Origin of the sequence: Roseivivax jejudonensis (assembly GCF_900172265.1) — a bacterium.
Lineage (GTDB): Bacteria > Pseudomonadota > Alphaproteobacteria > Rhodobacterales > Rhodobacteraceae > Roseivivax > Roseivivax jejudonensis.
Genome location: NZ_FWFK01000010.1, coordinates 1 through 22,410, shown reverse-complemented (window position 1 = coordinate 22,410; position 22,410 = coordinate 1). Strand labels below are relative to the sequence as shown.

The window sequence follows — 22,410 nt, the reverse complement described above, 5'->3', positions numbered from 1 at the left end:
TGATCCAGGAATGCCCGAAATCGTTCTCGATGCGGCGACCCGCAAAGCGGGCTGGTATGCGGCGCAGGTCAAACCGAACGCGCTCCGCATTGCGCGCACGAACCTGACGCGGCAGAAGTTCGAGCATTTCGCGCCGCTGCTCACGGTGTCGACGCGCAGCGCCCACGGCATGCGGACGGGCGAAAGGCCGCTCTTTCCGGGCTACGTATTCGTGCGCTTCGATCCGGCCGGCGATTCCTGGCGCGCGATCAACGCGACCCGCGGAATCACCCGGCTCGTGGTGTCCGATCCGCGCCGCCCGCGCGCCCTTCCCGAAGGCTTCATCGAAGGGCTCCGCGCAAGATGCGACGGCTCCGGTACGCTTCAGGAGCCGGATCGCATCGCGGTTGGAGACGAGATCCGGATCCTGTCCGGTCCGTTTGCGGATATCGTCGCGCGGGTCGAGGACCTGACCTCGGACCAGCGCCTGCGCCTGCTGATCGACCTCATGGGACAGGCGACGCGGGTCGAGGTGCCGGCGTCCATCGTCGAGAGAGCCGTGCGCTAGCCACGTGCGCTAGCCACAGCCGAAGCGCTTGCCCGCCGGCCGCCGCGCGCCATCTGGAGCGCCGAACGGAGGCGCTGTGCGCCAGCCCTTGACCGGAAAGCCGACGACCACCATGACACGCCCCCGCCGCGCCGCCCTCGCCGTTCCCGGCGACATCACCACGCTGACCGGCGGCTACATCTACGACCGGCGCCTTCTCGACGGGCTGCGGTCGGCGGGCCGCGACGTGGCGCTCATCGAGCTGGGGGCCGGTTTTCCCGATCCGAGCGCGGCGGAGATCGCGGATGCCGCGGCGCGCCTGGCGGCCCTGCCCGCAGATTGCCCTGTCCTGGTCGACGGGCTCGCGCTCGGGGCGCTTCCCGTCCACGCGCTCGACGGCATGGCGGCACCGCTGGTGGCGATGGTGCATCACCCTCTCGCGCACGAAGGCGGGCTGCCCGAGGCGCGGCGGGCCCATCTCTTCGAGACCGAGCGCGCGATTCTAGAGCGTGCGTCCGCTGTCGTGGTGACGAGCCCGCATACGGCGGACCTTCTCGCGGCCGACTACGGCGTGCCGGCGGCGGCGATCACCGTGGCGCGCCCCGGAACCGACCGACCGGCGGGCGTTGGCGCGCCCGCCGACCCGCCGCTCATCCTGTCCGTGGGGATCCGCGTTCGGCGCAAGGGTCACGACGTGCTCCTGCGCGCGCTGTCACGGCTGACCGATCTCGACTGGCAGGCCGTGATCGCCGGTGGCGTCCACGACGCGGACCATGCCGCCGAACTCGACCGGCTGAAGGCTGCGTCGGGCCTCGATGATCGCGTTACCTTCGCCGGGCGGGTCGACCGCGACACGCTGGATTCGTTCTACGCGCGGGCCTCGATCTTTGCGCTCGCCACCCGCTACGAGGGCTATGGCATCGTCTTCGACGAGGCCATGGCCTACGGCTTGCCGATCGTGAGCTGCGACACCGGCGCGGTTCCGGGCACGGTTCCGGGCGACGCCGGGGTTCTGGTTCCGGTCGAGGACGTGGACGCCGTCGCGGACGCGCTGCGTCGCCTGCTGACCGACCCCGCGCATCGCAAGACACTGGCCGACGGCGCCGCACGCGCGGGCGCCGCCCTGCCCGCCTGGGACGATACGGCGGCAACCGTCGCCGCCGTGCTCGACCGGGTAACGCCGTGACCGGCGAGGACAACGACCTCAGCCTCGCGCGGGACGCCGCGATCGAGGCGGGCGAGATCCTGCTCGGACACTGGCAGGCGCGCGACCGTCTGACGGTGACCGAGAAGCGTGCGGGCGATTTCGCGAGCGAGGCCGATCTCGCCTCCGAGCGACACCTGCGCGCGCGCCTTGCCGCGGCGCGGCCCGACGACGGCTGGCTGGGGGAGGAAACCGGCGCGGCAGGCACGGCGCAGCGTCGCTGGATCGTCGACCCGCTCGACGGGACCACGAACTTCCTGCGCGGCATCCCCCACTGGGCGGTATCTGTCACGCTGGAGGTCGAAGGCGTTCGCACAATCGGCGTGATCCACGACCCGCTGCGCGGCGAGACGTTCGCAGCGCGCGCCGGCCGCGAGGCGGTGTTGAATGGCGATCCCCTGCAGCCCTCGCAGACCGGTCAGCTCGGCACCGCGCTCTTCGGCACGGGGATTCCGTTCGGCACGATGCCGCATATCGACGATCACGCGGCAGACATCGCCCGGTTGATGCCGGCTTGCGCCGGGGTGCGGCGTATGGGCGCGGCGGCGCTCGATCTTGCCTGGCTCGCGGCCGGTCGGATCGACGGCTTCTGGGAGCGGCGGCTGCAGCAGTGGGATATCGCCGCCGGCCTCGTGATCCTGCGCGCCGCCGGCGTCACGGTGGAGGGCTGGAGCCCCGACGACAGGCCAGAGACCAGCGGAACGGTGATCGCGGCGACCCCGACCCTTTTCGGGGAGTTCGCGGCGATCCTGCGCGCGGCCTGACGCGCGCCGTCAGCGCGAGAGGCGCGCGAACAGGTCACCCGACTCCGACTCCGGCGGCAGCCCGGACAGCCATTCGGCGACCGCCGAGCCATCCCGCCAGTCGGACCAGAGAAAGCGTCCGCCCTCCCCCACGATCGGGTTGAAGCGATAGTCCCCGATCTCCGCCAGCCGGTCCATCACCCGCAGCGTGAGATCCGGAAAGCCCGGAAGAAACTCGACCGACAGGAGCGGCACCGGCTGCGACAGGCCCGCAAGCACGTCGAGTTCGAACCCCTCCACGTCGATCTTTACGTAATCGGGCAGGCCATGCGCGGCGATCAGCCCGTCGAGCGTAACCACTTGCACCTTCTGTTCGCTGTCCCAGCGGACGTGGCCGAAGCCGGGCGCACTGGCGGCGCCGGAGACGAAATCCGCATGAAGCGACGACACCGTCGGATGGCGCGACGACACCGCCATCACAGCCTCGCTCTCGGCGCCGCCGGCGGCGGCCTCGATCAGCGTGATGTCCCGCGGCAGCGTCCGGCGCAGGAACCGCGCGAACAGCGCCTGCGGCTCCAGCGCGACGACCCGCGCACCGGCCGCCCTCATGGCCCGCGCCCGCGTGCCGACATGCGCGCCGACGTCGAAGGCGAGATCGCCGTCGGACAGGATCTCGGCGTAAAACTGGCGCCATGCGCGCCGGGTCGCGGGCTTGTGATAGATCACCAGTGATCGAAGGAGTCCCAGCCAGCGGTCCATGTCCTGCCTCATTTGCGATGCCTGACGCAGACCTAGCGCGCCCCGCCGCCGATCCAGCCGCAGGCGGAGTTAAGCCGTCGCCTCTTGCCTCGGCCCGTCGCGACCTAAGTCTCGCCTACCAGACCGGAAAACGGGATTCTGACCTTGCGCCCACTCCGCTCCGCCGCCATCGACGGCCCTGACCTGACCGCCGGCCCCGAGACGGCCACTCTTCCCGTGGCGCTGGCGCCGCGCGCGTCCGAGCGGCTGATGCGGCTCAAGGGCGATCTGCGTCTCGGGCTGCCGGTGATCCTGCTCGATCACGGCGAGGCCGCGCTGGTCGCCTGGGCCGAAACCCTGACCGAGGACCGCTTCGCTGCCCTTGCGGCGATGGGCCGGGCTGAGCTTGCGCTGACCCGGCACCGCGCACGCGCGCTCGGCAGCATCGCGATGCCGCCGGGCGACGTGCTGCGGGCCGCCCTGCCGCCCACTGCCGGGCTGGACTGGATCACGACGCAGGCCGGCGGCGTCGCGGATTCGGGCGCCACGCCCTGCCCGCTGCCGCCCCTCGCCTCGGGCTCGGCCATCCACCGGGCGGCCACGACGCTCGCACAGTCGGCGCAGGTGTTGCCGGCGGCGGTGATCGTGCCGCTTCGCGAGGGCCCGGACCTGGCGCTCAGCCTCGGCCTCACTGTCATGCAGGCGCACGAGGTGACGGACACGCTCGCCGCTGGCGCGCACCACGACCGCGTGAGCTCCGCCCCGCTGCCGATGGCGGCCTCCGATGCCGGGCGCGTGCATGTCTTCCGTCCCGAAGATGGCGGCATCGAGCATTCGGCAATCGAGGTCGGCACGCCGGATCTGTCGCAGCCGGTGCTCGTGCGGCTCCACTCGGCCTGCTTCACCGGCGACGTTCTCGGCAGCCTCAAGTGCGATTGCGGACCGCAGCTTCATGCCGCGATGGCTGCGATGGCCGGGGGTGATGGCGGCGTGCTGCTCTACCTCAACCAGGAGGGCCGCGGGATCGGGCTCGCGAACAAGATGCGGGCCTACGCGCTGCAGGATTCCGGTCTCGACACCGTCGAGGCGAACCAGTGGCTCGGCTTCGACGACGATCTGCGCGACTTCCGCACTGGTGCGCAGATGCTCGCTCGGCTCGGGATCCAGCGCGTGCGCCTGATGACGAACAACCCTCGCAAGGTCGACATCCTGACCCGGCACGGGGTGGACGTGGTCGAACGGGTGCCGCTTCAGGCCGGTCGCACGCCGCAGAACGAGCGTTACCTCGCGACCAAGGCGGCAAAGTCGGGGCACATCTTCACATGAGCGCGACCGCCCTGTGGTGCGTGGCCCCGCGCGAGGCCGCGCTCGGCCCCGGCGCGGAGGGCGACGGTGTGCTGGTCGAGACGCTGTTCTCCGGCATAAGCCGGGGCACGGAGCGGCTGGTCTTCGAAGGGCGCGTGCCCGAGAGCGAGGCCGACCGCATGCGCGCGCCCGCGCAGGAAGGGGCGTTCCCGTTCCCGGTGAAGTACGGATATTGCGCGGTCGGCCGCCCGGCCGAAGGTGCGTTCGCGGGACGTACGGTGTTCGCGCTCCAGCCGCACCAGACCCGTTTCCGCGCACCAGAGACGATGCTGACGCCGCTGCCCGAGGCCGTGCCGCCGGACCGGGCCGTTCTGACCTCGAACATGGAAACCGCGCTCAACGTGCTGTGGGACAGCGGCGCCGCCGCTGGTGACCGCGTGGCTGTGATCGGGGCCGGTGTCGTCGGCGCGCTCGTCGCCTATCTCGCCGCGCGTCTGCCGGGAGCCGCGGTGACGATCGTCGACGTGAACGCAGCGCGCGCATCGCTCGCGGATTCACTCGGCTGCGCCTTCGCGGCACCGGATGCCGCACCGCGAGACTGCGACGTGGTGATCCATGCGACGGCCACGGCAGACGGCCTCGACACCGCGCTCGATTGCGCAGGTTTCGAGGCAACGATCGTCGAGGCGAGCTGGTACGGCGCAGGCACGGTGCCCGTCGCACTCGGCGGCGCCTTCCACTCGCGCCGCCTGCGCCTCGTCAGTTCGCAGGTCGGGCACCTGCCGGCAATGCGCGGTCCGCGCTGGGACCATGCGCGTCGGTTGGCGACGGCGCTCGACCTGCTGCACGATCCCGCGCTGGACGTCCTGATTTCCGGAGAGACGGAATTCGAAGCGCTTCCAGAGCGTTACGGCGCGATCCTGATGGATCCGGCGACGCTCTGCCACCGTATCAAATACAAAACGACCTGAGGGACCATCCATGTTCGCCGTCGAAGTCACAGACCACATCATGATCGGACACTCGCTGCCTTCCGAGGTTTTCGGACCCGCGCAAGGGATGCACGGTGCCACGTTCACGGTCGATGCCGCCTTCTTCACGAACGACATCGACGATCATGGCCTCGTGGTCGATATCGGCCTCGCCACCGAAGCGCTGAACGAGGTGCTCGGGCCGCTACGCTACAAGAACCTCGACGAAGTACCTGAATTCAAGGGAAAGTTCACAACGACCGAATTCCTGTGCGGGCACATCTTCGCGCGCATGGCGGAAAAGGTGCGCAGCGGCGCGCTGAACGACGGCGGCCGGGTGAAACGCCTGCGGATCCTGCTGCACGAAAGCCACGTGGCCCGCGCCTGGTTCGAGGACGAGATCTGAGATGAGTTTTTCCGCCGACTGGCTGTCCCTGCGCGAACCCGCCGACCGGGCGGCCCGCGACGACGTGCTGCTGCACAGGGCCGCGGCGGCGGCCGGCCCCGCGCCGGTGATCCTCGATCTCGGATGCGGCAGCGGCTCGACCGTGCGAACGATGGCGCCCTACCTGCCGGAGGGCACGCGCTGGCGTCTGGTCGACAACGATCCGGAGCTGCTGGACCTCGCGAAGGCGGCGGCCGGCCCCCGGGCAGAAACCTTCTGCACCGACATCGCCGATCTCGACGCGCTGCCACTCGACGGCGTGACGCTCGTGACCGCGTCGGCGCTGTTCGATCTCGTCCCGGAAACGTGGGTCCGCGATCTCGCCTCCCGGCTCGGGGTGCCGCTATACGCCGCGCTGTCCTACGATGGCGCCATGCGCTGGACGCTCGAAGATCCGCGCGACGCGGCGGTGACCGATGCCTTCAACCGTCATCAGAGGGGCGACAAGGGGCTTGGCCCCGCACTCGGCCCCGATGCCGTCACGCGCAGCGTCGCGGTGTTGCGCGACGCCGGGTTCGAGGTCAGCCAGGCCGACAGCCGCTGGCGGCTCGGCCCCGACGCAGCCCCGCTCCAGCGCATGCTGGTAGAGGGGATCGCGCGCGCCGCCGGAGAGGCCGGCATGCCCGAGGCCGACGATTGGGGCGCGCTGCGGATCGAACGATCGACCGAGACGACCTGCCTGATCGGACACGGCGATATCCTCGCCGTGCCGCGCGGGACCCCGAAGGAGGAGCGCCATGCACTGCGTTGACGTCACCCCACGGGTCTGGGAACGGCTGCTGGCTGTGCGCCACGGCGCCGCCTGCACCTGCTGCGGCCGATGGAGCGCGGGCGAACGCGCCGCGCTCGATCTCTACGGCCCGCTCGCGCGTCGCGACGTGGGCCCGATGACGGTCGCGCAGATCGGACAATCGCTGGACGGCCGGGTGGCCACGGTCACTGGCGACGCGCGCGACGTTTCGGGCCCTGACGGCCTGGCGCACCTTCACCGAATGCGCGCACTGGTCGACGGCGTGGTGATCGGCGTGCGCACCGCGCTGCACGACACCCCGCGCCTGACGGTCCGGCTATGCAACGGACGCCACCCGACGCGCGTCGTGATCGACCCCAAGGGCCGGCTGCCGGACGATGCGCCGGTGCTCAAGCGCGACGGCGCGCGCAGCATCGTTGTGCAGGCGGTCGACCGCCCGCGCCCCGACGGCGTGGAAGTAATCCGCCTCAAGGCGCGCGACACCGGGCTCGACCCGGTCGAGATCGTCTCCGCATTGAACGACGCGGGGCTGTCCTCGCTGCTGGTCGAAGGCGGCGGCATCACCATCTCCCGCTTCCTCGAGGCGGGATTGCTGACGCGCCTCCAGGTCGCGATCGCGCCGCTGCTGATCGGTGGCGGGCCGCAGGGCCTGACAATGCCGAGTCCGACCGAGCGACTGTCCGACGCGATCCGCCCGGACACACGGGTCTTTCCGCTCGGGTCCGACGTCGTGTTCGACTGCGGCCTGACCGAGGCGGCGATGATCGCGACGCAGCCCGTGCACGTCCCGGAGGCGCGCGCCTCTCAAGTCTGATGCGACCGCGGCCTCAGGCCGGGTCGATGCGCTGGAACGCGTCGCGCAGCGCGTCCGACCACGCGCGGCTCATGCGCGAAAAGCCTTCGTCCTCGGCCTCGATCCGACGCGACTTGGCGATCTCGAGGCCGCCGGCCTCGATCACCGCGAGGTCGAGCGGCATCCCGACCGACAGGTTGGAGCGAAGGGTCGAATCCATCGACAGGAGCACCGCCTTTTCGGCATCGACGAGCGAGGTCTCCGGCGTGATGACCCGGTCGAGGATCGGCTTGCCGTACTTGTGCTCGCCGATCTGCAGGTAGGGCGTGTCCTCGGTCGCCTCGATGAAGTTGCCCTCGGGATAGACGAGGAACATCCGCATCGGTCCGCCCTTGCGCTGCCCCGCCACGATCAGCGAGGCCGATGCGGACTGCTTCATGCGGTCCATCTTGTCCGAAATTTCCGCGCGGACCTCCGACAGGGTTGCGCCGATCATCTCGGCGACCTTCAGCATCGATGGCGCCTTGAGGATGGAACTGTGCTCGTCGCTCTCCGGGTTCTCGACGGCGTCCGACAGCCGCGCCAACGTCGTCTGCGTCACCGACAGCGACCCCGCGGTCATGATCGCGATCACCCGTTCGCCCGGGGCGACGAAGGTGAACATCTTGCGGAAGGTCGCGATGTTGTCGAGCCCGGCATTGGTGCGCGTGTCGGACAGAAGCACGATGCCCGCCTTGAGCAGCAGGCCCACGCAATAGGTCATGTCGATCCTTCCCAAGACTGGCGGGCGCTCGCCCACGCCCGACCACAGCTAGGCTCTCTCGCGGCGTTCGGCAATCGGGCGCGTGCACGCGGCCGCCGAAGCACCGCGTCACGCCACAGCGGACACGGCCCCGGCCGTCAGCCCTGGCTCTGGCTTTGGGATTGACCGTCGCGCAGGACCGCCACCGACACGTCGAGAGACTCTTCGGCGGCGCCGTCGATCACGCCGCGAATGGGCGCGCCGTCCGCGGCATCGTATCCCGAGCAGAGCCGCACGTAGCGCGCATCGGGGCAGCACGCATTGGCCGCGTCGAATCCGACCCAGCCGAGCCCGTCGACATGAAGCTCCGCCCAGGCGTGGCTGGCCTCGGCGCCCACGCTGTCCTCGGTGCTCATCAGGTATCCGGCGACGTAGCGCGCCGGAATCTCGCAGGCATGGGCCAGCGCGATCAGAACCTGCGCGTGATCCTGGCAGACCCCGCGCCCGCCCTCCAGCGCCTCGGATGCGGTGGTGGCGGCCTCGGTGCTGCCGGGAACGTAGGCCACCGCGTCGTGCACCGCCCGGCAGAGCGCATGCGCCCGATCGAGCGACCGGCCTGGCGCGGTGCCCTCCGACGCCTCCGCGGCGAGACCGCGAAGTTCGGCGGTCAGCGCGGTTCGGCGGGTGCTGGTGAGGTATGCCGAGGGCGGCACGTGCTCGCGATGACCGCGCAGCACGCCCGACTGGTCCTGCGTCTCCACTTCGCCCTCGACCGTCACCGTGAAGGTCTCGAGCGGACCGCGCAGGCTCACTGTCTGCGTCCAGTCGCCCGCACCGTCGCGAAAGGCCGCCCCGATCGAGGCCGGACCGGTATCGACGTTCCACGCCATAATGCGCTGGCTCGCCGTGTCCGTCGGGCTGAGCCGGTGCGACTGGACGAGCCGTTTGACCGGCGCGTCGAATGCGAAGGTGGAGACATGGCGGATGCGGAGCTTCATGCCGGCTCTCCGGTCAGGTAGGTGTCCTGCACGATCCCGGCGATCCCCGCGTTCTGACGCATGAACCGGGTGAGGAATTCGTGCAGCCCCTCGTCGAAAATGTCCTCGACGCGCGCCTCGGCCAATTCGGCGAGGATCCGGCGGGCGGCGGACTGCGCCTCGCTCGGGTTCTGGTAGCCGCGGGCGAGATGATCGAGATTGTCGCACGTGCCCTGCACCGCGGTCAGAAGTGACCGCGGGAACTGCCTGTTCAGAATGAGAAAATGCGCGATGCGGGCGGCAGTGATCTCGCCCCGATAGGTCCATTGAAACGCCCGGTGCGCCGACATCGAGCGCAGCAGCGTGACCCATTGCGTCTGGTCGAGACCCGAGCCGACATAGGTCAGCGAGGGCAGCAGCACGTAGTATTTCACGTCGAGCAGCCGGGCGGTGTTGTCCGCCCGTTCGAGCGTGAAGCCCAGCCCCATGAAGTGGAAGCCGTCGTTGCGCAACTGCGTCGCCTCGATGGAGCCCCGCGCGAGGGCGCAGGCGTTCGATGTCCATTCGGCAAGGTCGGTCAGCGACAGCTTGGACCGTTCCGTCCGGTGAAGCTGGTTCAGCTCCTGGAACGTGGAGTTCATCGCGTCCCAGGTCTGCGAGGTCAGCGCCGTGCGCACGACGCGCGCGTTCTCGCGCGCCCGCGCGAGACAGGAGCGCACCGACGCCGGGTTCTCCTCGTCGAAGAACAGGAACGTCTCGAGGTTGCGCTGCTTGGTCTCGCCGTATTTCTCGCGGAATGGCTCCAGCGAACCGGACGCCTGCAGGATCGCCTCCCAGTCGTTGCGGTAGCCGCCACCGATATCCGGCAGGAGCGCGTTGCGCGCGCCGACCTGCATCAGTCGCGCGGTCGTCTCGGCCCGCTCGATGTAGCGGGCCATCCAGTAGAGATGAGAGGCCGTCCGGCTCAGCATGTCGTCGTCACTCCGCCAGAACCCACGTATCCTTGACCCCGCCGCCCTGGCTGGAGTTCACGACGAGCGACCCCTCGTTCAGCGCGACGCGGGTCAGTCCGCCGGGCACGAGCTCGATCTTTTCGCCGACGAGACAGTATGGCCGCAGATCCACGTGGCGCGGCGCCACGCCCTCGTCGACGAAGGTCGGCACCGTAGACAGGGCGAGCGTGGGCTGGGCGATGTAGTTCTCGGGGCGCGCCTCGATCTTGGCGCGGAACGCCTCGAGCTGGCTCTTGTCCGCCTTCGGCCCAACCAGCATTCCGTAGCCGCCCGAGCCGTGCACTTCCTTGACCACCAGTTCCGCGAGGTTCTCGATCACGTACTTGCACTGGTCGGGCTTGGCGCATTGCCATGTCGGCACGTTCTCGAGGACCGGGGCCTCGCCGAGGTAGAAGCGCACCATCTCCGGCACGAAGGTGTAGATCGCTTTGTCGTCGGCCACGCCCGCGCCGGGGGCCGAACAGATCGACACTCCGCCCGACCGGTAGACGTTCATCAGGCCCGGCACGCCCAGCATCGAGTCGGACCGGAAACACAGCGGATCGAGGAAGGCATCGTCGATCCGGCGATAGATCACGTCGACCTTCTGCGGCCCCTCGGTGGTCTTCATCCACACGAAATCGCCATCCACGAACAGATCCTGCCCCTCGACAAGCTCGACGCCCATCAGATCGGCGAGAAACGAGTGTTCGTAATAGGCCGAGTTGAACTGTCCCGGGGTCAGGATGACGACGTTGGGCGTGCCGTCGCATTTCGGCGGCGCGACCGAGACGAGCGTGCGCTTGAGCGCCGCGGCGTAGCCGTCGACCGGGGCGATCCGGTTCTCGAGGAAAAGCTGCGGGAACATCCGCATCATGATCTCGCGGTTCTGCAGCATGTAGCTCACACCGGAGGGGGTGCGGCAATTGTCCTCGAGGACGTAGAACTGGTCGCGGCCGGTCCGCACGAGGTCGATGCCGACGATGTGGCTCCAGACGTTGCGCGACGGACGCATGCCGACGACCGCCTTCTCGAAAGCCTCGTTATGGGTGACGAGGTGTTCGGGAATGCGGCCCGCGCGAAGGATCTCGCCGCGGTCGTAGACGTCGGCGAGGAACGCGTTGAGCGCCGCTGCGCGCTGGCGGATCCCGCGGTCGAGCTTGCGCCATTCCTCCGCGGTAAAGACGCGTGGGAACATGTCGAAGGGAATGAGCCGCTCGGGATCCCCGCCCTCGCCATACACCGCGAAGGTGATTCCGACCCTCCGGAACAGTTGTTCGGCCTCGTGCTGTTTCAGCGATCTGAGATCCGCGGGCATGGCCGCCTGCCATCGCTCGAGGCTCTCGTACGCCGCCCGGACATCCGAGCCGTTCAGCATCTCGTTGAAATAGGTCGGATCCGCCTGCGTCATTCCACTGCCCCCGTTTCGGTCAGAAAAGACCGGAACAGACTGATCTGCAACGTCCTTCGCGCCGGGGCGCCGGCTTGCAGCGGCGCGCGACGGTCAAATGCCCAGCGATTGGCCATGATTCATCATAATGTCCCGCGGTGCTTGGCGCCAAGCGGTGCAACGCGCGCAGCATCTGCCCGATAAATTCGCAAACCCGGCGTCGCACTGCCTGAAATTTCGGCTTTTGCGGGTTGCCGCGTCCGTGCGCTCCCCTTTCGCGTGAGCCACACTGCCGGCGCCGATACGCAGATGAGGTGCCTTTCGAGGCACGGGGAACCGCCGCCGGACATGAAGGCAGGACGCCGGATCGTGTCGCGGGCGGCACCAGAGACAACAGTCTGTGCCACGCGCCCCGGCGCTGCCGGTCGGGATCCTCCCGCCACCGGACGGGAGCGGCGTGTCGCCCAACGGGGAATTACCATGACGACGAGACTCACTCTGACCGCTGCTGTCGCGCTCATCGCCGGCGCCGCGCCCGCGCTCGCCCAGGAGACCGCCTGCCCGATCAAGGTCGGCGTCCTGCATTCGCTGTCGGGCACGATGGCGATTTCGGAGACGACGCTGAAGGACACGGTCCTGATGCTGGTGGAACAGCAGAACGAGGCCGGCGGCCTTCTTGGCTGCGATATCGAGGCGGTCGTCGTCGACCCGGCATCCGACTGGCCGCTCTTCGCCGAAAAGGCGCGCGAACTGCTGACCGTGCACGAGGTCGACGTGATCTTCGGCAACTGGACCAGCGTGTCGCGCAAGTCCGTCCTGCCGGTCATCGAGGAACTGAACGGCCTGCTGTTCTACCCGGTGCAGTACGAGGGCGAGGAAAGCTCCAAGAACGTCTTCTACACCGGGGCGGCGCCCAACCAGCAGGCGATCCCGGCCGTCGACTACTACCTCGAGGAGCTCGGCATCGAGAAATTCGCGCTGCTCGGGACCGACTACGTCTATCCGCGCACCACGAACAACATCCTCGAGCAATACCTGAAGGACAACGGCATCGCCGAGGAGGACATCTTCGTCAACTACACGCCCTTCGGGCATTCCGACTGGTCGACGATCGTCGCCGACGTGCAGGAACTCGCCGCGGACGGCAGCCTCGTCGGCGTGGTCTCGACCATCAACGGCGACGCGAATGTCGGCTTCTACAAGGAGCTCGCCGCCTCGGGCATCGACGCCGCGGACATCCCCGTCGTCGCCTTCTCCGTGGGCGAGGAAGAGCTGTCCGGCTTCGACACCGCGAACCTCGAAGGGCACCTCGCGGCGTGGAACTACTTCATGTCCGCCGACACGCCCGAGAACGCCGAGTTCATCGCCACCTGGCACGAATTCATCGGTGACGAGAGCCGGGTGACGAACGACCCGATGGAGGCGCACTACATCGGCTTCAACATGTGGGCGAACGCGGTCGAGGCGGCGGGCACCACCGATGTCGACGCCGTGCGCGATGCCATGTACGGACAGGAGTTTCCGAACCTGACCGGCGGCACCGCGGTGATGAACGCCAACCACCACCTGTCCAAGCCGGTGCTGATCGGCGAGATCCGCGCCGACGGCCAGTTCGACATCATCAGCCAGACCGAGGAAGTGCCCGGCGACGCCTGGACCGACTACCTGCCGGACTCGGCGGTGCTGGTCTCGGATTGGCAGGAGCTCGGCTGCGGCATGTACAACACCGAGACCGAGACCTGCGTCCAGATCGAGTCCAACTACTGATCCGGACGCATCTCGCGGACGGGCGCGGCCTTCTCCTCCCGCGCCCGTCCGCATCGTCACGTCCAGACCGAACGGGTTTGCCATGTGCCGCGCGCTGATCCTCCTGATTATCTCCGCTCTCGTGGGCCTCGCCGCGCCGCGCGCCGACGCTCAGAGCGGCACGCTGCAGGACATCCTGCAGACCCACGCCGGCGAGGTCGCCGACCCGGGCCGGCGCACCGTCGGCCCGCTCATGGAGGACCTCGCCGGTTCGGGCCTGCCCGGCGTGGCGCGGTTCCTCGAACGGTGGTCGGACAAGCAGGTGGTGCGCAACACCGGCGACGGGCTGTTCTACTACGGCACCGAGGACGGCGACGGCTACGCCCTCGCCGACATCGCGACCGACGAGCCCGCGGGCCGCGCCGCGGCCGACGCGATCGAAGAGATCCGTCCGAACGGCGGCGTGCGGCGGGTCATCGCGGGGGCGCTGGTGCAGTTCCAGCTCTCCGATCCCGACCGCGCGGCACGGGTCGCCGCGCTCGACGCGATCGCCCGGCGCCCGGCCGCCGATCAGCTCGAGCCGTTGCGCGCATCGATCCCCGACGAACCCGATCCCGCCCTCCGCGCCCGCAAGGACCGGCTCGCCAATCTCCTGACCGCCCGCTTCGGCGCGGACACCGAGACCCGCATCGCGGCGATCGAACGGCTCTCCGACGCAATCGACCTCGAGACCCGCGCCGGCCTCTCACAGATCCTCTCCGCCGAACGCGGCGTCGCAGTCAATCTGCCCGCGGACGCCAACGTCGCCCGCGTGCTCGAGATCGGCTCCGACCTGTCCGAGGCCGACGCCTACTCGCAGCTCGTGGAAGCCGACCTCGCGCCGCCGCCTGTGACCAACGCCGGCATCCGCGAGGCCCTCGCCGGCGCGATGGCGGGCGGCCGGGTGGGCGGCGTCCCGCGCGCCGATCTCTCCGATCCCGCGGCCCGCACCCGCGCCTATGCCGCGCTCGCCGAGGCCGGCACGGTGCCGCCCTTGGTGACGCCGGAGGACCGCGCCGTGGCAGTCGCGGACCACGTCTTCTACGAACTCTACAACGAACCCGACCCGGCGGTGACGGACGCGGCCTCGGCGGCCCTGGCCGAGGTCGAGGCGCGCGTCGGCCGCCACCAGGTTCTCGATCTCGGTCTCGACGCGATCTCGCTCGCCTCGATCTACTTCCTCGCCGCGATCGGTCTCGCGATCACCTTCGGCGTCATGGGCGTCATCAACATGGCCCACGGCGAATTCATCATGATCGGCGCCTACACCGCCTACGTGGTGCAGACGATCGTGCCGAACTACACGCTGTCGCTCGTCGTCGCGCTGCCGCTGGCCTTCGCGGTCGCCTTCGGCGCGGGCGTCGCGCTCGAACGGCTGGTGATCCGCCATTTGTACCACCGGCCGCTCGAGACGCTGCTCGCCACCTTCGGGATCTCGATCGCGCTGCAACAGCTCGCCAAGAACATCTTCGGCACGCAGGCACGCCCGCTGACCGCGCCGGGCTGGCTCGACGGCGCATGGGTGCTGAACGACGTGGTGGCGATCTCCAACATCCGCATCGCGATCTTCGCGCTGGCGCTGGTGTTTCTCGCCGTGCTGCTGCTGATCCTCAAGCGCACGCGCCTCGGGCTGGAGGTGCGTGCGGTCACCCAGAACCCCGGCATGGCCGGCTCGATGGGGATCGATCCCGGCCGGATCAACATGCTGACCTTCGGCCTCGGCTCCGGCATCGCCGGCGTCGCCGGCGTCGCCATCGGCCTGTATGCGCAGGTCACCTCCGAAATGGGCGCCAACTACATCGTCCAGAGCTTCATGACCGTCGTCGTCGGCGGCGTCGGCAACGTCTGGGGCACGCTGGCCGGGGCCACGCTGATCGGCGGGCTGCAGAAGGGCATCGAATGGTTCAACCCCTCGAACACGCTCGCGGCACAGACCTACATGATCCTCTTCATCATCCTCTTCATCCAGATCCGGCCCAAGGGCATCGTCGCCCTCAAGGGCCGCGCCGCCGGGGACTGACCGCGATGTGCCCGAGGCCCCTCCCCGACGCAGCCGGCGGGCCGGCCCGGCCGCGGCCGACACGGCGACCGGCCAGCCGGGCGCGCCCGCTGCCCCTTCATCTTGCCCGTCAAACCCCGGGGGTGCGGGGGCTGGCCCCCGCTCCCGACCGCGACGCCACGCGTGCGGCCGGGCCGTCGCTCCGCCGGGCGCCACTCGACACCGGAACAGACACATGATCCGCTCGCTCGTCCGCGACACGCCGTCGATACCCTGGTTTCTGGGCATCCTCGCCGCCTTCTGCCTCGGCGTGACCCTGCTGTCCGAGGCCACGGGAACGGGCGCGCTGTCGACCTCCTTCGTCAAGACGCTCGGCAAGACGCTGTGCCTGTGCCTCGTGGCCATCGCGATGGACGTCGTGTGGGGCTATTGCGGGATCCTCTCGCTCGGGCACATGGCGTTCTTCGGGCTTGGCGGCTACGCGATCGGCATGTGGCTGATGTACGCCCGCACCGAGATCATCGTGGCCGAGAGCCTCGCCTCGGCCACGATCCCGCCGACCCCGCAGGAGGTCGAGGACGCGATCGCCACACAGATCTTCGGCGTCGTCGGCTCGAACGAGTTTCCCTGGCTCTGGGCCTTCGCCGACAGTTTCGTCCTGCAGCTGGCGATGGTCGTGCTGGTGCCGGGGCTTCTCGCCCTCGTCTTCGGCTGGCTCGCTTTCCGCAGCCGCGTGACCGGCGTCTACCTCTCGATCCTGACGCAGGCGATGACGCTCGCGCTGTCGCTCTACCTCTTCCAGAACGACAGCGGGCTGCGCGGCAACAACGGCCTGTCGGGCCTGCAGAACCTTCCCGGTCTCGGCGCGGTGCCGCAGAGCGTGGTCTCGATCACCTTCTTCTGGGCCTCCGCGCTCGCGCTCGCGGCGGGCTACCTGCTCTTCGCGTGGGTGGTGTCGGGCAAGATGGGCTCGGTCATCCGCGGCATCCGCGACGACGAGGCGCGGGTGCGCTTCCTCGGCTACCACGTGGAGGGGTTCAAGCTTTTCGTCTTCACCCTCACCGCGATCGTCGCGGGCCTTGCCGGAGCCCTCTACTACCCGCAGGCGGGGATCATCAATCCCGCCGAGATCGCGCCCATCGCGTCGATCTACCTGGCCGTGTGGGTGGCGATCGGCGGGCGCGGCCGGCTCTACGGCGCCGCGATCGGGGCGGCGTTCGTTTCGCTTCTGTCGTCGTGGTTCACCGGCGGCGGGGCGCCGGACATCGACCTCGGCATCTACGAGATCCGGTGGACCGACTGGTGGCTCGTGCTGCTCGGTCTCTCCTTCGTCCTCGTCACGCTTTACGCGCCCAAGGGGATCGGCGGGCTGGTCGACCTGATCGCCGAGCGCCGCGCGCCGCGGCGGACGGGCGATGTCGGGCCGGACGCCGGCGCCCTGCGCAAGACGGAGGCCGCGGAATGACCGAGGCCGTGCTGGACCGCCCCGCACCCGGGGACAAGACCGCGGGGGGCGACGCCGCGCCGCGCCGGCGGGACCGCCGCGCGACGCTTCTCGAACTCTCCGGCGTGTCGGTGTCCTTCGACGGGTTCCGCGCCATCAACAACCTGTCGTTCCAGATCGGCGAGCCGGAGCTGCGCGCGGTGATCGGCCCGAACGGCGCCGGCAAGACCACGTTCATGGATATCGTCACCGGAAAGACCCGGCCCGATACCGGCCGCGTGACATGGGGCGAGCGCAACGTCTCGCTGCTGAAGATGTCCGAAAGCCGCATCGCCCGCGAGGGGATCGGCCGCAAGTTCCAGAAACCCACCGTGTTCGAGGCCCAGACCGTGCGCGAGAACCTCGCGATGGCGCTGCGGAACCCGCGCGGGCCGCTCGACGTCCTTCTGCATCGCAAGAGCGCCGCGGGGGCCCGCCGGATCGAGGAGGTCGCCCATGAGATCGGACTGGCAGAGCACCTGCCGCGCATCGCCGGCGAGCTCAGCCACGGCCAGAAGCAGTGGCTGGAGATCGGCATGCTTCTCGCGCAGGACCCGCGCCTTCTTCTGGTCGACGAACCCGCCGCCGGCATGACCCCGGCGGAACGCGAACACACCACCGACCTGCTAAAGCGGCTGGCCGAGCGCCACGCCGTCGTGGTGGTCGAACACGACATGGAATTCGTGCGCCGGCTCGATTGCAAGGTCACGGTGCTGCACGAGGGCTCGGTTCTGGCCGAGGGCTCTCTCGACCACGTCACCGCGAACCCGCAGGTGATCGAGGTCTATCTCGGACGGTAATCCCATGCTCCATGTCGAACACCTCACCCTCCACTACGGCCAGAGCCAGATCCTGCACGGCATCGACCTCAGGGCCGACGCGGGCCGCGTGACGGCCGTCATGGGCACCAACGGCGTGGGCAAGACCTCGCTGCTGAAGGCGATCGCGGGGCGCCATCCCTACACGCGCGGGACGATCCGGCTCGACGGCTCGGTGCTGGATCATCCGACGGCGACACGGGCCGCGCGCGCGGGCATCGCCTACGTGCCGCAGGGACGCGAGGTCTTTCCGCTGCTGACGGTGCAGGAAAACCTCGAGGCCGGATTCGCCTGCCTGCCCCGCACGACCCGCGGCGTGCCGGATCAGATCTGGGAGTTGTTTCCGGTACTCAGGGACATGCGCGCGCGGCGCGGCGGCGACCTCTCGGGCGGCCAGCAGCAGCAACTCGCGATCGCGCGCGCGCTCATCACGCGGCCCAAGGTGTTGCTTCTCGACGAGCCGACCGAGGGCATCCAGCCCAACATCATACAGGATATCGGCCGGGTGATCGCGCGGCTGCGCGACGAGGGCGAGATGGCGATCGTTCTCGTGGAGCAATATTTCGACTTCACCTGGGGCCTCGCCGACCGGTTCGTCGCGATGACCCGTGGCGCGGTCTCCCTCGAGGGCGCGGCCGGCGAGGTCGACCGCGAAAAACTGCTGTCTCACGTCTCGATCTGACGCGGCGCGGCACGCTGCGCGGGGTCGCGGGGGCTTGAGGCCCCGCGGGACCATGCTAAGCCCTCTCTGACGCGAGAGGAGAGCCGATGCACGCCGCCCCCCTGCCCCTGACCCGAGATGTCGTCCTCGTCGGCGGCGGTCACACCCATGCGCTTGTGCTGCGGAAATGGGGCATGGATCCCCTGCCAGGCGTCCGGCTCACTCTCATCGACCCGGAACCCACCGCAGCCTATTCCGGAATGCTGCCGGGCCACGTCGCGGGTCACTACGACCGCGACGACCTCGACATCGATCTGGTGCGCCTCGCGCGCTTCACCGGGGCGCGGCTCGTCCTCGGTCACGCCGAGGGGCTCGATCTCGCACGGCAGCAGGTGCGCGTCGCGGGCCGGGCGCCGGTCGGATTCGACGTCGCCTCCTTCGACGTAGGCGTGACCTCGGACCTGCCCGATCTCATGGGCTTTGCCGCGCACGCGGTGCCGGCCAAGCCGCTCGGACCTTTCGCGCAGCGCTGGCAGGCGTTCCTCGATGCGGGGGCGAAGGGTGACGCGGCCGTGCTGGGCGCCGGCGTCGCGGGCGCGGAGCTGGCCATGGCGATGGCGCACCGTCTGCGCGGGACGGGGCGCGCGGTGCATCTCGTCGAACGTGGCACCGCGCTGTCGGCGCTGCGGCCGGGCACGCGGCGGCGGCTGATGACGGCGCTGCGGGCCACCGGCGTGACACTGCACGAAGGCACCGAGGTCACCCGCATCACCGAACACGGCCTTGTCCTTTCCGAAGGGCGCGAGATCTCCGCGGCCTTCGTCGCCGGGGCAGCCGGGGCGGCGCCGCATCCGTGGCTGGCGCGCTCCGGGCTGGCGACCACGGATGGCTTCGTCGACGTGAACGCCCGCCTCCAAAGCTCGTTTCCCGCGATCTTCGCCGCCGGCGACTGCGCCCACCTGACCGACAGCCCGCGCCCCAAGGCCGGCGTCTATGCCGTGCGGCAGGCGCCGATCCTGTTTCACAACCTGCAGGTCGCCGCCGGCCACGGCGCCTATCGCCGCTACAGCCCGCAGCGCGATTATCTCAAGCTCGTCTCGCTCGGCGCGCGCAACGCGATCGGCGAACGCGCGGGCCTCAGCCTGCAGGGCCCGGGGATCTGGCGCTGGAAGGACCGCATCGACCGGCGGTTCATGGAAAAGTTCGACCGTCTGCCCCGGATGGCCCAACCCGCTCTGCCGTGGCCGCGCGCCCGCGGCGTCCGCGAGGCGATGGGGCCGAAGCCACTCTGCGGCGGGTGTGGCGCCAAGGTCGGCCGGTCGGTGTTGACGCGGGCCCTCTCGCGGCTCGCCCCGCCTGCGCGCGACGATGTCACGCCGCTTTCGGGCGACGATGCCGCGCTCCTGACGATCGGCGGCGCGCGGGCGGTTCTGACCACCGATCACCTGCGCAGCCTGGTCGACGATCCGGTCACCATGACCCGCATCGCGGCGATCCACGCGCTCGGCGACATCTGGTCGATGGGCGCCGAGCCGCAAGCCGCGACCGTGAACCTCGTGCTGCCGCGTCTTGGCGACCGGCTGGCCGCGCGGACGCTCGAGGAGATCCTTCAGACGGCCGAGTCCGTGCTGGGCGCGGCCGGCGCCGACATCGTCGGCGGCCATTCCTCCGTCGGCGACGAGTTGACCATCGGCTTCTCGATCACCGGCCTGTGCCCGCGCGATCCGATCACGCATGCAGGCGGCCGGCCGGGCGACGCGTTGATCCTGACCAAGGGGTTGGGATCGGGCACGATCCTCTCGGCCGAGATGGCGCTCGAGGCGCCGGGCCGCATCGTCGCCGCGGCGATCGCGCGGATGACGCGCTCCGAGGGAGAGGCCGCGCGCCTCCTTGCCGACGCGCACGCGATGACGGACGTGACCGGCTTCGGCCTGGCCGGGCACCTCGCCAACGTGGCCGAGGCGTCGGGCTGCGGAGCGGAAATCTGGCTGCACGCCGTGCCGCATCTCGATGGCGCGCGCAGGCTCGCCGCCGCGGGACATCGCTCCTCGCTCTACACGCAGAACCGCAGCGTCGCGCCCGATCTGCCCGAGACGCCCGAGATCGCGCTGCTGTTCGATCCGCAGACGGCGGGCGGGCTGCTGGCCGCCGTCGCGCCGGAGAATGTGGACGATATCATCGCCGCGCTCCACGCCGCCGGCTATCCCGAGGCCGCGCAGATCGGCTGGCTGACCGAGGGGATGCCCGGTCAGCTCGACCTGACCGACTGAAGCGCCTGTTCGATCCGCGCCGCCGCCCCTTCGAGCGCCGGCGGATCGAGCCGGTCGACGGTTACCCGCGCGTGGATCTCGGGCGCCACCGATTTCATCGCGGTCTCGTAGGCCGGATCGTAGTGCTCCGACGCGAGCGCCGCGCACAGACCGACGCGGTCACCCGCGTCGATGCGGGCGGTCCAGCCGTCGACGGTTGCGTGCCCGCGGAACCGGCGCAGCGGCGCGAGCTTGTCCTTCAGCGCCGGTCCATCGGCGAGGATGTCGGCATAAGCCTCGGCGAGGTAGACCGCCCGCGCCTCAAGCGGGGCGCGCATCTCGATCCACGGCGCGGCCTTCATCGCTTCCCACAGCCGGGGCGGCAAATTCAGCGCCCCGATCTTCGAGCTCTCGGCCTCGACCACGACCGGCCGAGCGGGGTCGAGCGCGTGCAGCGCCTGCACGAGTGCCGTCTCGAACCCCTTCTGCGCCGGCTGCCCGCCCGGCATGTCGCCCAGAAGCGAGCCGCGGTGCCGCGCCAACCCCTCGAGGTCGAGCACCTGCACACCGCGCGCGGCGAGGTGCGACAGAAGCTCGGTCTTGGCTGTCCCGGTGTAGCCGCCGAGTTGCACGAAACGGTGCGGCAGCGCCTGATCGTAGAGCCTGCCGGTCACCAGCCTGCGATAGCTCCGATAGCCGCCCTGTATCGTGTCCGCGCGCCAGCCGATCTCGCCCAGCATCCAGCGGAACGCACCCGACCGCTGCCCGCCGCGCCAGCAATAGACCAGCGGCCGCCAGCCGCCTTCATGCAGCGCGAGCGGCCCCTCGATATGCGCGGCGGCGTTGCGGAACACGAGCGCCGCGCCGATCTTGCGCGCGAGGAACGGCGATTGCTGCTTGTAGATCGTGCCCACCCGCGCCCGCTCCGCGTCGTCGAGGACCGGCAGGCTGATCGCGCCGGGCACGTGGTCCTCGGCGAATTCCGAGGGCGAGCGCACGTCGATGACGGTGTCGAAGCCGTGGTCGAGGATCTGGTCCAGCGCGGTCGGGGAAAGCGGCATGCGACGCGATCTAGCCCCTCCGCGCGCGCTGGGAAAGCCCCGCCGTGCCGGCCGCAATTTTCTCCGGCCGTCCCTCTGGACACCGACCGGGGCCTCGGCTATCCCCTCGCCACCCGGATGCACGGCCCCGCGCCCGCATCCCCCCGGTGCCCGGGTAGCTCAGGGGTAGAGCAGTGGATTGAAAATCCTCGTGTCGGTGGTTCGATTCCGCCCCCGGGCACCATCCTTTCCTTCGCACTCCTCAATATCAGTGGTTTGGATGGCCGTTTTGTCCCACCGCCCGCCGCGCCGTGGAAAAGTGGGACAATTTTGTTCTCGCTCTGCCCCTGTGGTAGCTTGTCTGTCTCGCGGACGGCTGAGCAATCAGACCGGCCAGAGCGCTTCAGCGTCCTTCGCCGGCACCTTGAAGTCGCTCAGGTTTCGTTTGGCGCTATCGCCGATGCAAGCTTGGTAGACACTTTCTCTTTTCTTCTCACCCCAGCTAGCGGCGCGCGCCGTGAAATGGCTCCGCTCGGCGTGGCGTTCCCAGGTAAGAAACTTAACGCGGTCTCGTCCGGCTAGAGCCTTAAGCTCGCGTTCGAATGTAAGGAGCGTGTCCGATCGCCGCCGCTTCGAGTCCAAATAGTGGTAGTGATATCCCCAATGGCCGTTGACCTGCTCCCCGGATTGTCCTCGTTCAGAAGTTTAGTCCGTTCCGGGTTTGGTCCTTCTCTGACCTGTTGAAGTATTCCCGCGGGGTAAGCCCGTCGAGGCTCGTGTGCGGGCGGTGATGGTTGT

The 22,410-nt window shown here is 69.5% G+C and carries 20 protein-coding genes and 1 tRNA gene; 15 read left to right on the top strand and 6 right to left on the bottom strand.

What is annotated here, in order from left to right; genetic code table 11:
• Nucleotides 1-10 precede the first annotated feature (10 nt).
• The 3 genes from nusG (at nt 11) to ROJ8625_RS19830 (ending at nt 2,494) form a co-directional block, all read left to right on the top strand.
• On the top strand, nt 11-547 hold the full coding sequence (gene nusG, locus ROJ8625_RS19840; RefSeq protein WP_159456825.1) for a transcription termination/antitermination protein NusG: 537 nt from the start codon (nt 11-13) through the stop codon (nt 545-547).
• 112 nt (nt 548-659) lie between these two features.
• The gene (locus ROJ8625_RS19835; protein WP_085793671.1) at nt 660-1,712 is read left to right on the top strand and encodes a glycosyltransferase family 4 protein; all 1,053 of its coding nucleotides are present in this window, start codon (nt 660-662) and stop codon (nt 1,710-1,712) included.
• Nucleotides 1,709-2,494, top strand: coding sequence for an inositol monophosphatase family protein (locus ROJ8625_RS19830; RefSeq protein ID WP_085793670.1), 786 nt, complete (start codon nt 1,709-1,711; stop codon nt 2,492-2,494). The genes ROJ8625_RS19835 and ROJ8625_RS19830 overlap by 4 nt, the downstream gene beginning before the upstream one ends.
• Before the next feature lie 9 nt (nt 2,495-2,503).
• On the opposite strand, the gene ROJ8625_RS19825 is transcribed toward ROJ8625_RS19830, so the two are convergent.
• Complete coding sequence (locus ROJ8625_RS19825) at nt 2,504-3,232, bottom strand: FkbM family methyltransferase (RefSeq protein WP_085793669.1); 729 nt, start codon at nt 3,230-3,232, stop codon at nt 2,504-2,506.
• 216 nt (nt 3,233-3,448) lie between these two features.
• Between ROJ8625_RS19825 and ribA the strand changes: the two genes are divergently transcribed.
• Genes ribA through ROJ8625_RS19800 form a run of 5 tightly spaced genes read left to right on the top strand, consistent with a single transcriptional unit; the run spans nt 3,449 to nt 7,497 of the window.
• A complete protein-coding gene (ribA, locus tag ROJ8625_RS19820) occupies nt 3,449-4,537 on the top strand; it encodes a GTP cyclohydrolase II (RefSeq protein ID WP_085793710.1) in 1,089 nt (362 codons plus the stop codon).
• A complete protein-coding gene (locus ROJ8625_RS19815; protein ID WP_085793668.1) occupies nt 4,534-5,487 on the top strand; it encodes a zinc-dependent alcohol dehydrogenase in 954 nt (317 codons plus the stop codon). The genes ribA and ROJ8625_RS19815 overlap by 4 nt, the downstream gene beginning before the upstream one ends.
• 10 nt (nt 5,488-5,497) lie before the next feature.
• Nucleotides 5,498-5,893 (top strand): 6-pyruvoyl trahydropterin synthase family protein, encoded by a 396-nt coding sequence (locus ROJ8625_RS19810; protein ID WP_085793667.1) that lies wholly within the window; start codon nt 5,498-5,500, stop codon nt 5,891-5,893.
• A gap of 1 nt (nt 5,894) precedes the next feature.
• Nucleotides 5,895-6,683 carry a class I SAM-dependent methyltransferase gene (locus tag ROJ8625_RS19805; protein ID WP_085793666.1) on the top strand — a complete coding sequence of 263 codons (789 nt, stop codon included), beginning with the start codon at nt 5,895-5,897 and terminating at the stop codon, nt 6,681-6,683.
• A complete protein-coding gene (locus ROJ8625_RS19800; protein WP_085793665.1) occupies nt 6,670-7,497 on the top strand; it encodes a RibD family protein in 828 nt (275 codons plus the stop codon). The genes ROJ8625_RS19805 and ROJ8625_RS19800 overlap by 14 nt, the downstream gene beginning before the upstream one ends.
• Nucleotides 7,498-7,510: 13 nt before the next feature.
• Here ROJ8625_RS19800 and ROJ8625_RS19795 read toward each other — a convergent pair whose 3' ends face one another.
• The 4 genes from ROJ8625_RS19795 to ROJ8625_RS19780 form a co-directional block, all read right to left on the bottom strand.
• A complete protein-coding gene (locus ROJ8625_RS19795; RefSeq protein WP_085793664.1) occupies nt 7,511-8,239 on the bottom strand; it encodes a proteasome-type protease in 729 nt (242 codons plus the stop codon).
• Between the two features lie 137 nt (nt 8,240-8,376).
• Nucleotides 8,377-9,216: a transglutaminase family protein gene (locus ROJ8625_RS19790; RefSeq protein ID WP_085793663.1), complete on the bottom strand. Its 840-nt coding sequence runs from the start codon at nt 9,214-9,216 to the stop codon at nt 8,377-8,379.
• Nucleotides 9,213-10,166, bottom strand: coding sequence for an alpha-E domain-containing protein (locus ROJ8625_RS19785; protein ID WP_085793662.1), 954 nt, complete (start codon nt 10,164-10,166; stop codon nt 9,213-9,215). Before ROJ8625_RS19785 ends, ROJ8625_RS19790 begins: the two co-directional genes overlap by 4 nt.
• 7 nt (nt 10,167-10,173) lie before the next feature.
• Nucleotides 10,174-11,598: a circularly permuted type 2 ATP-grasp protein gene (locus ROJ8625_RS19780; protein ID WP_085793661.1), complete on the bottom strand. Its 1,425-nt coding sequence runs from the start codon at nt 11,596-11,598 to the stop codon at nt 10,174-10,176.
• A gap of 459 nt (nt 11,599-12,057) precedes the next feature.
• Here ROJ8625_RS19780 and urtA point away from each other — a divergent pair, with 459 nt between their 5' ends.
• The 6 genes from urtA to selD all read left to right on the top strand — a co-directional run bounded on the left by urtA (nt 12,058) and on the right by selD (nt 20,593).
• Nucleotides 12,058-13,344, top strand: a complete 1,287-nt coding sequence (gene urtA, locus ROJ8625_RS19775) for an urea ABC transporter substrate-binding protein (RefSeq protein WP_143535210.1) — start codon at nt 12,058-12,060, stop codon at nt 13,342-13,344.
• An 82-nt stretch (nt 13,345-13,426) separates the two neighbouring features.
• Complete coding sequence (gene urtB, locus ROJ8625_RS19770) at nt 13,427-15,382, top strand: urea ABC transporter permease subunit UrtB (RefSeq protein WP_085793660.1); 1,956 nt, start codon at nt 13,427-13,429, stop codon at nt 15,380-15,382.
• Nucleotides 15,383-15,596: 214 nt separating this feature from the next.
• Complete coding sequence (gene urtC / locus ROJ8625_RS19765) at nt 15,597-16,826, top strand: urea ABC transporter permease subunit UrtC (protein ID WP_085793659.1); 1,230 nt, start codon at nt 15,597-15,599, stop codon at nt 16,824-16,826.
• The gene (gene urtD / locus ROJ8625_RS19760; protein WP_085793658.1) at nt 16,823-17,644 is read left to right on the top strand and encodes an urea ABC transporter ATP-binding protein UrtD; all 822 of its coding nucleotides are present in this window, start codon (nt 16,823-16,825) and stop codon (nt 17,642-17,644) included. Before urtC ends, urtD begins: the two co-directional genes overlap by 4 nt.
• A gap of 4 nt (nt 17,645-17,648) precedes the next feature.
• On the top strand, nt 17,649-18,344 hold the full coding sequence (gene urtE / locus ROJ8625_RS19755; protein ID WP_085793657.1) for an urea ABC transporter ATP-binding subunit UrtE: 696 nt from the start codon (nt 17,649-17,651) through the stop codon (nt 18,342-18,344).
• Between the two features lie 86 nt (nt 18,345-18,430).
• Nucleotides 18,431-20,593 (top strand): selenide, water dikinase SelD, encoded by a 2,163-nt coding sequence (gene selD, locus ROJ8625_RS19750; protein ID WP_085793656.1) that lies wholly within the window; start codon nt 18,431-18,433, stop codon nt 20,591-20,593.
• Here the strand turns inward: selD and mnmH are convergent.
• Nucleotides 20,572-21,633: a tRNA 2-selenouridine(34) synthase MnmH gene (mnmH, locus tag ROJ8625_RS19745; protein ID WP_085793655.1), complete on the bottom strand. Its 1,062-nt coding sequence runs from the start codon at nt 21,631-21,633 to the stop codon at nt 20,572-20,574. The genes selD and mnmH overlap by 22 nt on opposite strands.
• A 148-nt stretch (nt 21,634-21,781) precedes the next feature.
• Between mnmH and ROJ8625_RS19740 the strand changes: the two genes are divergently transcribed.
• A tRNA-Phe gene (locus ROJ8625_RS19740) sits at nt 21,782-21,856 on the top strand.
• Nucleotides 21,857-22,410: the final 554 nt, after the last annotated feature.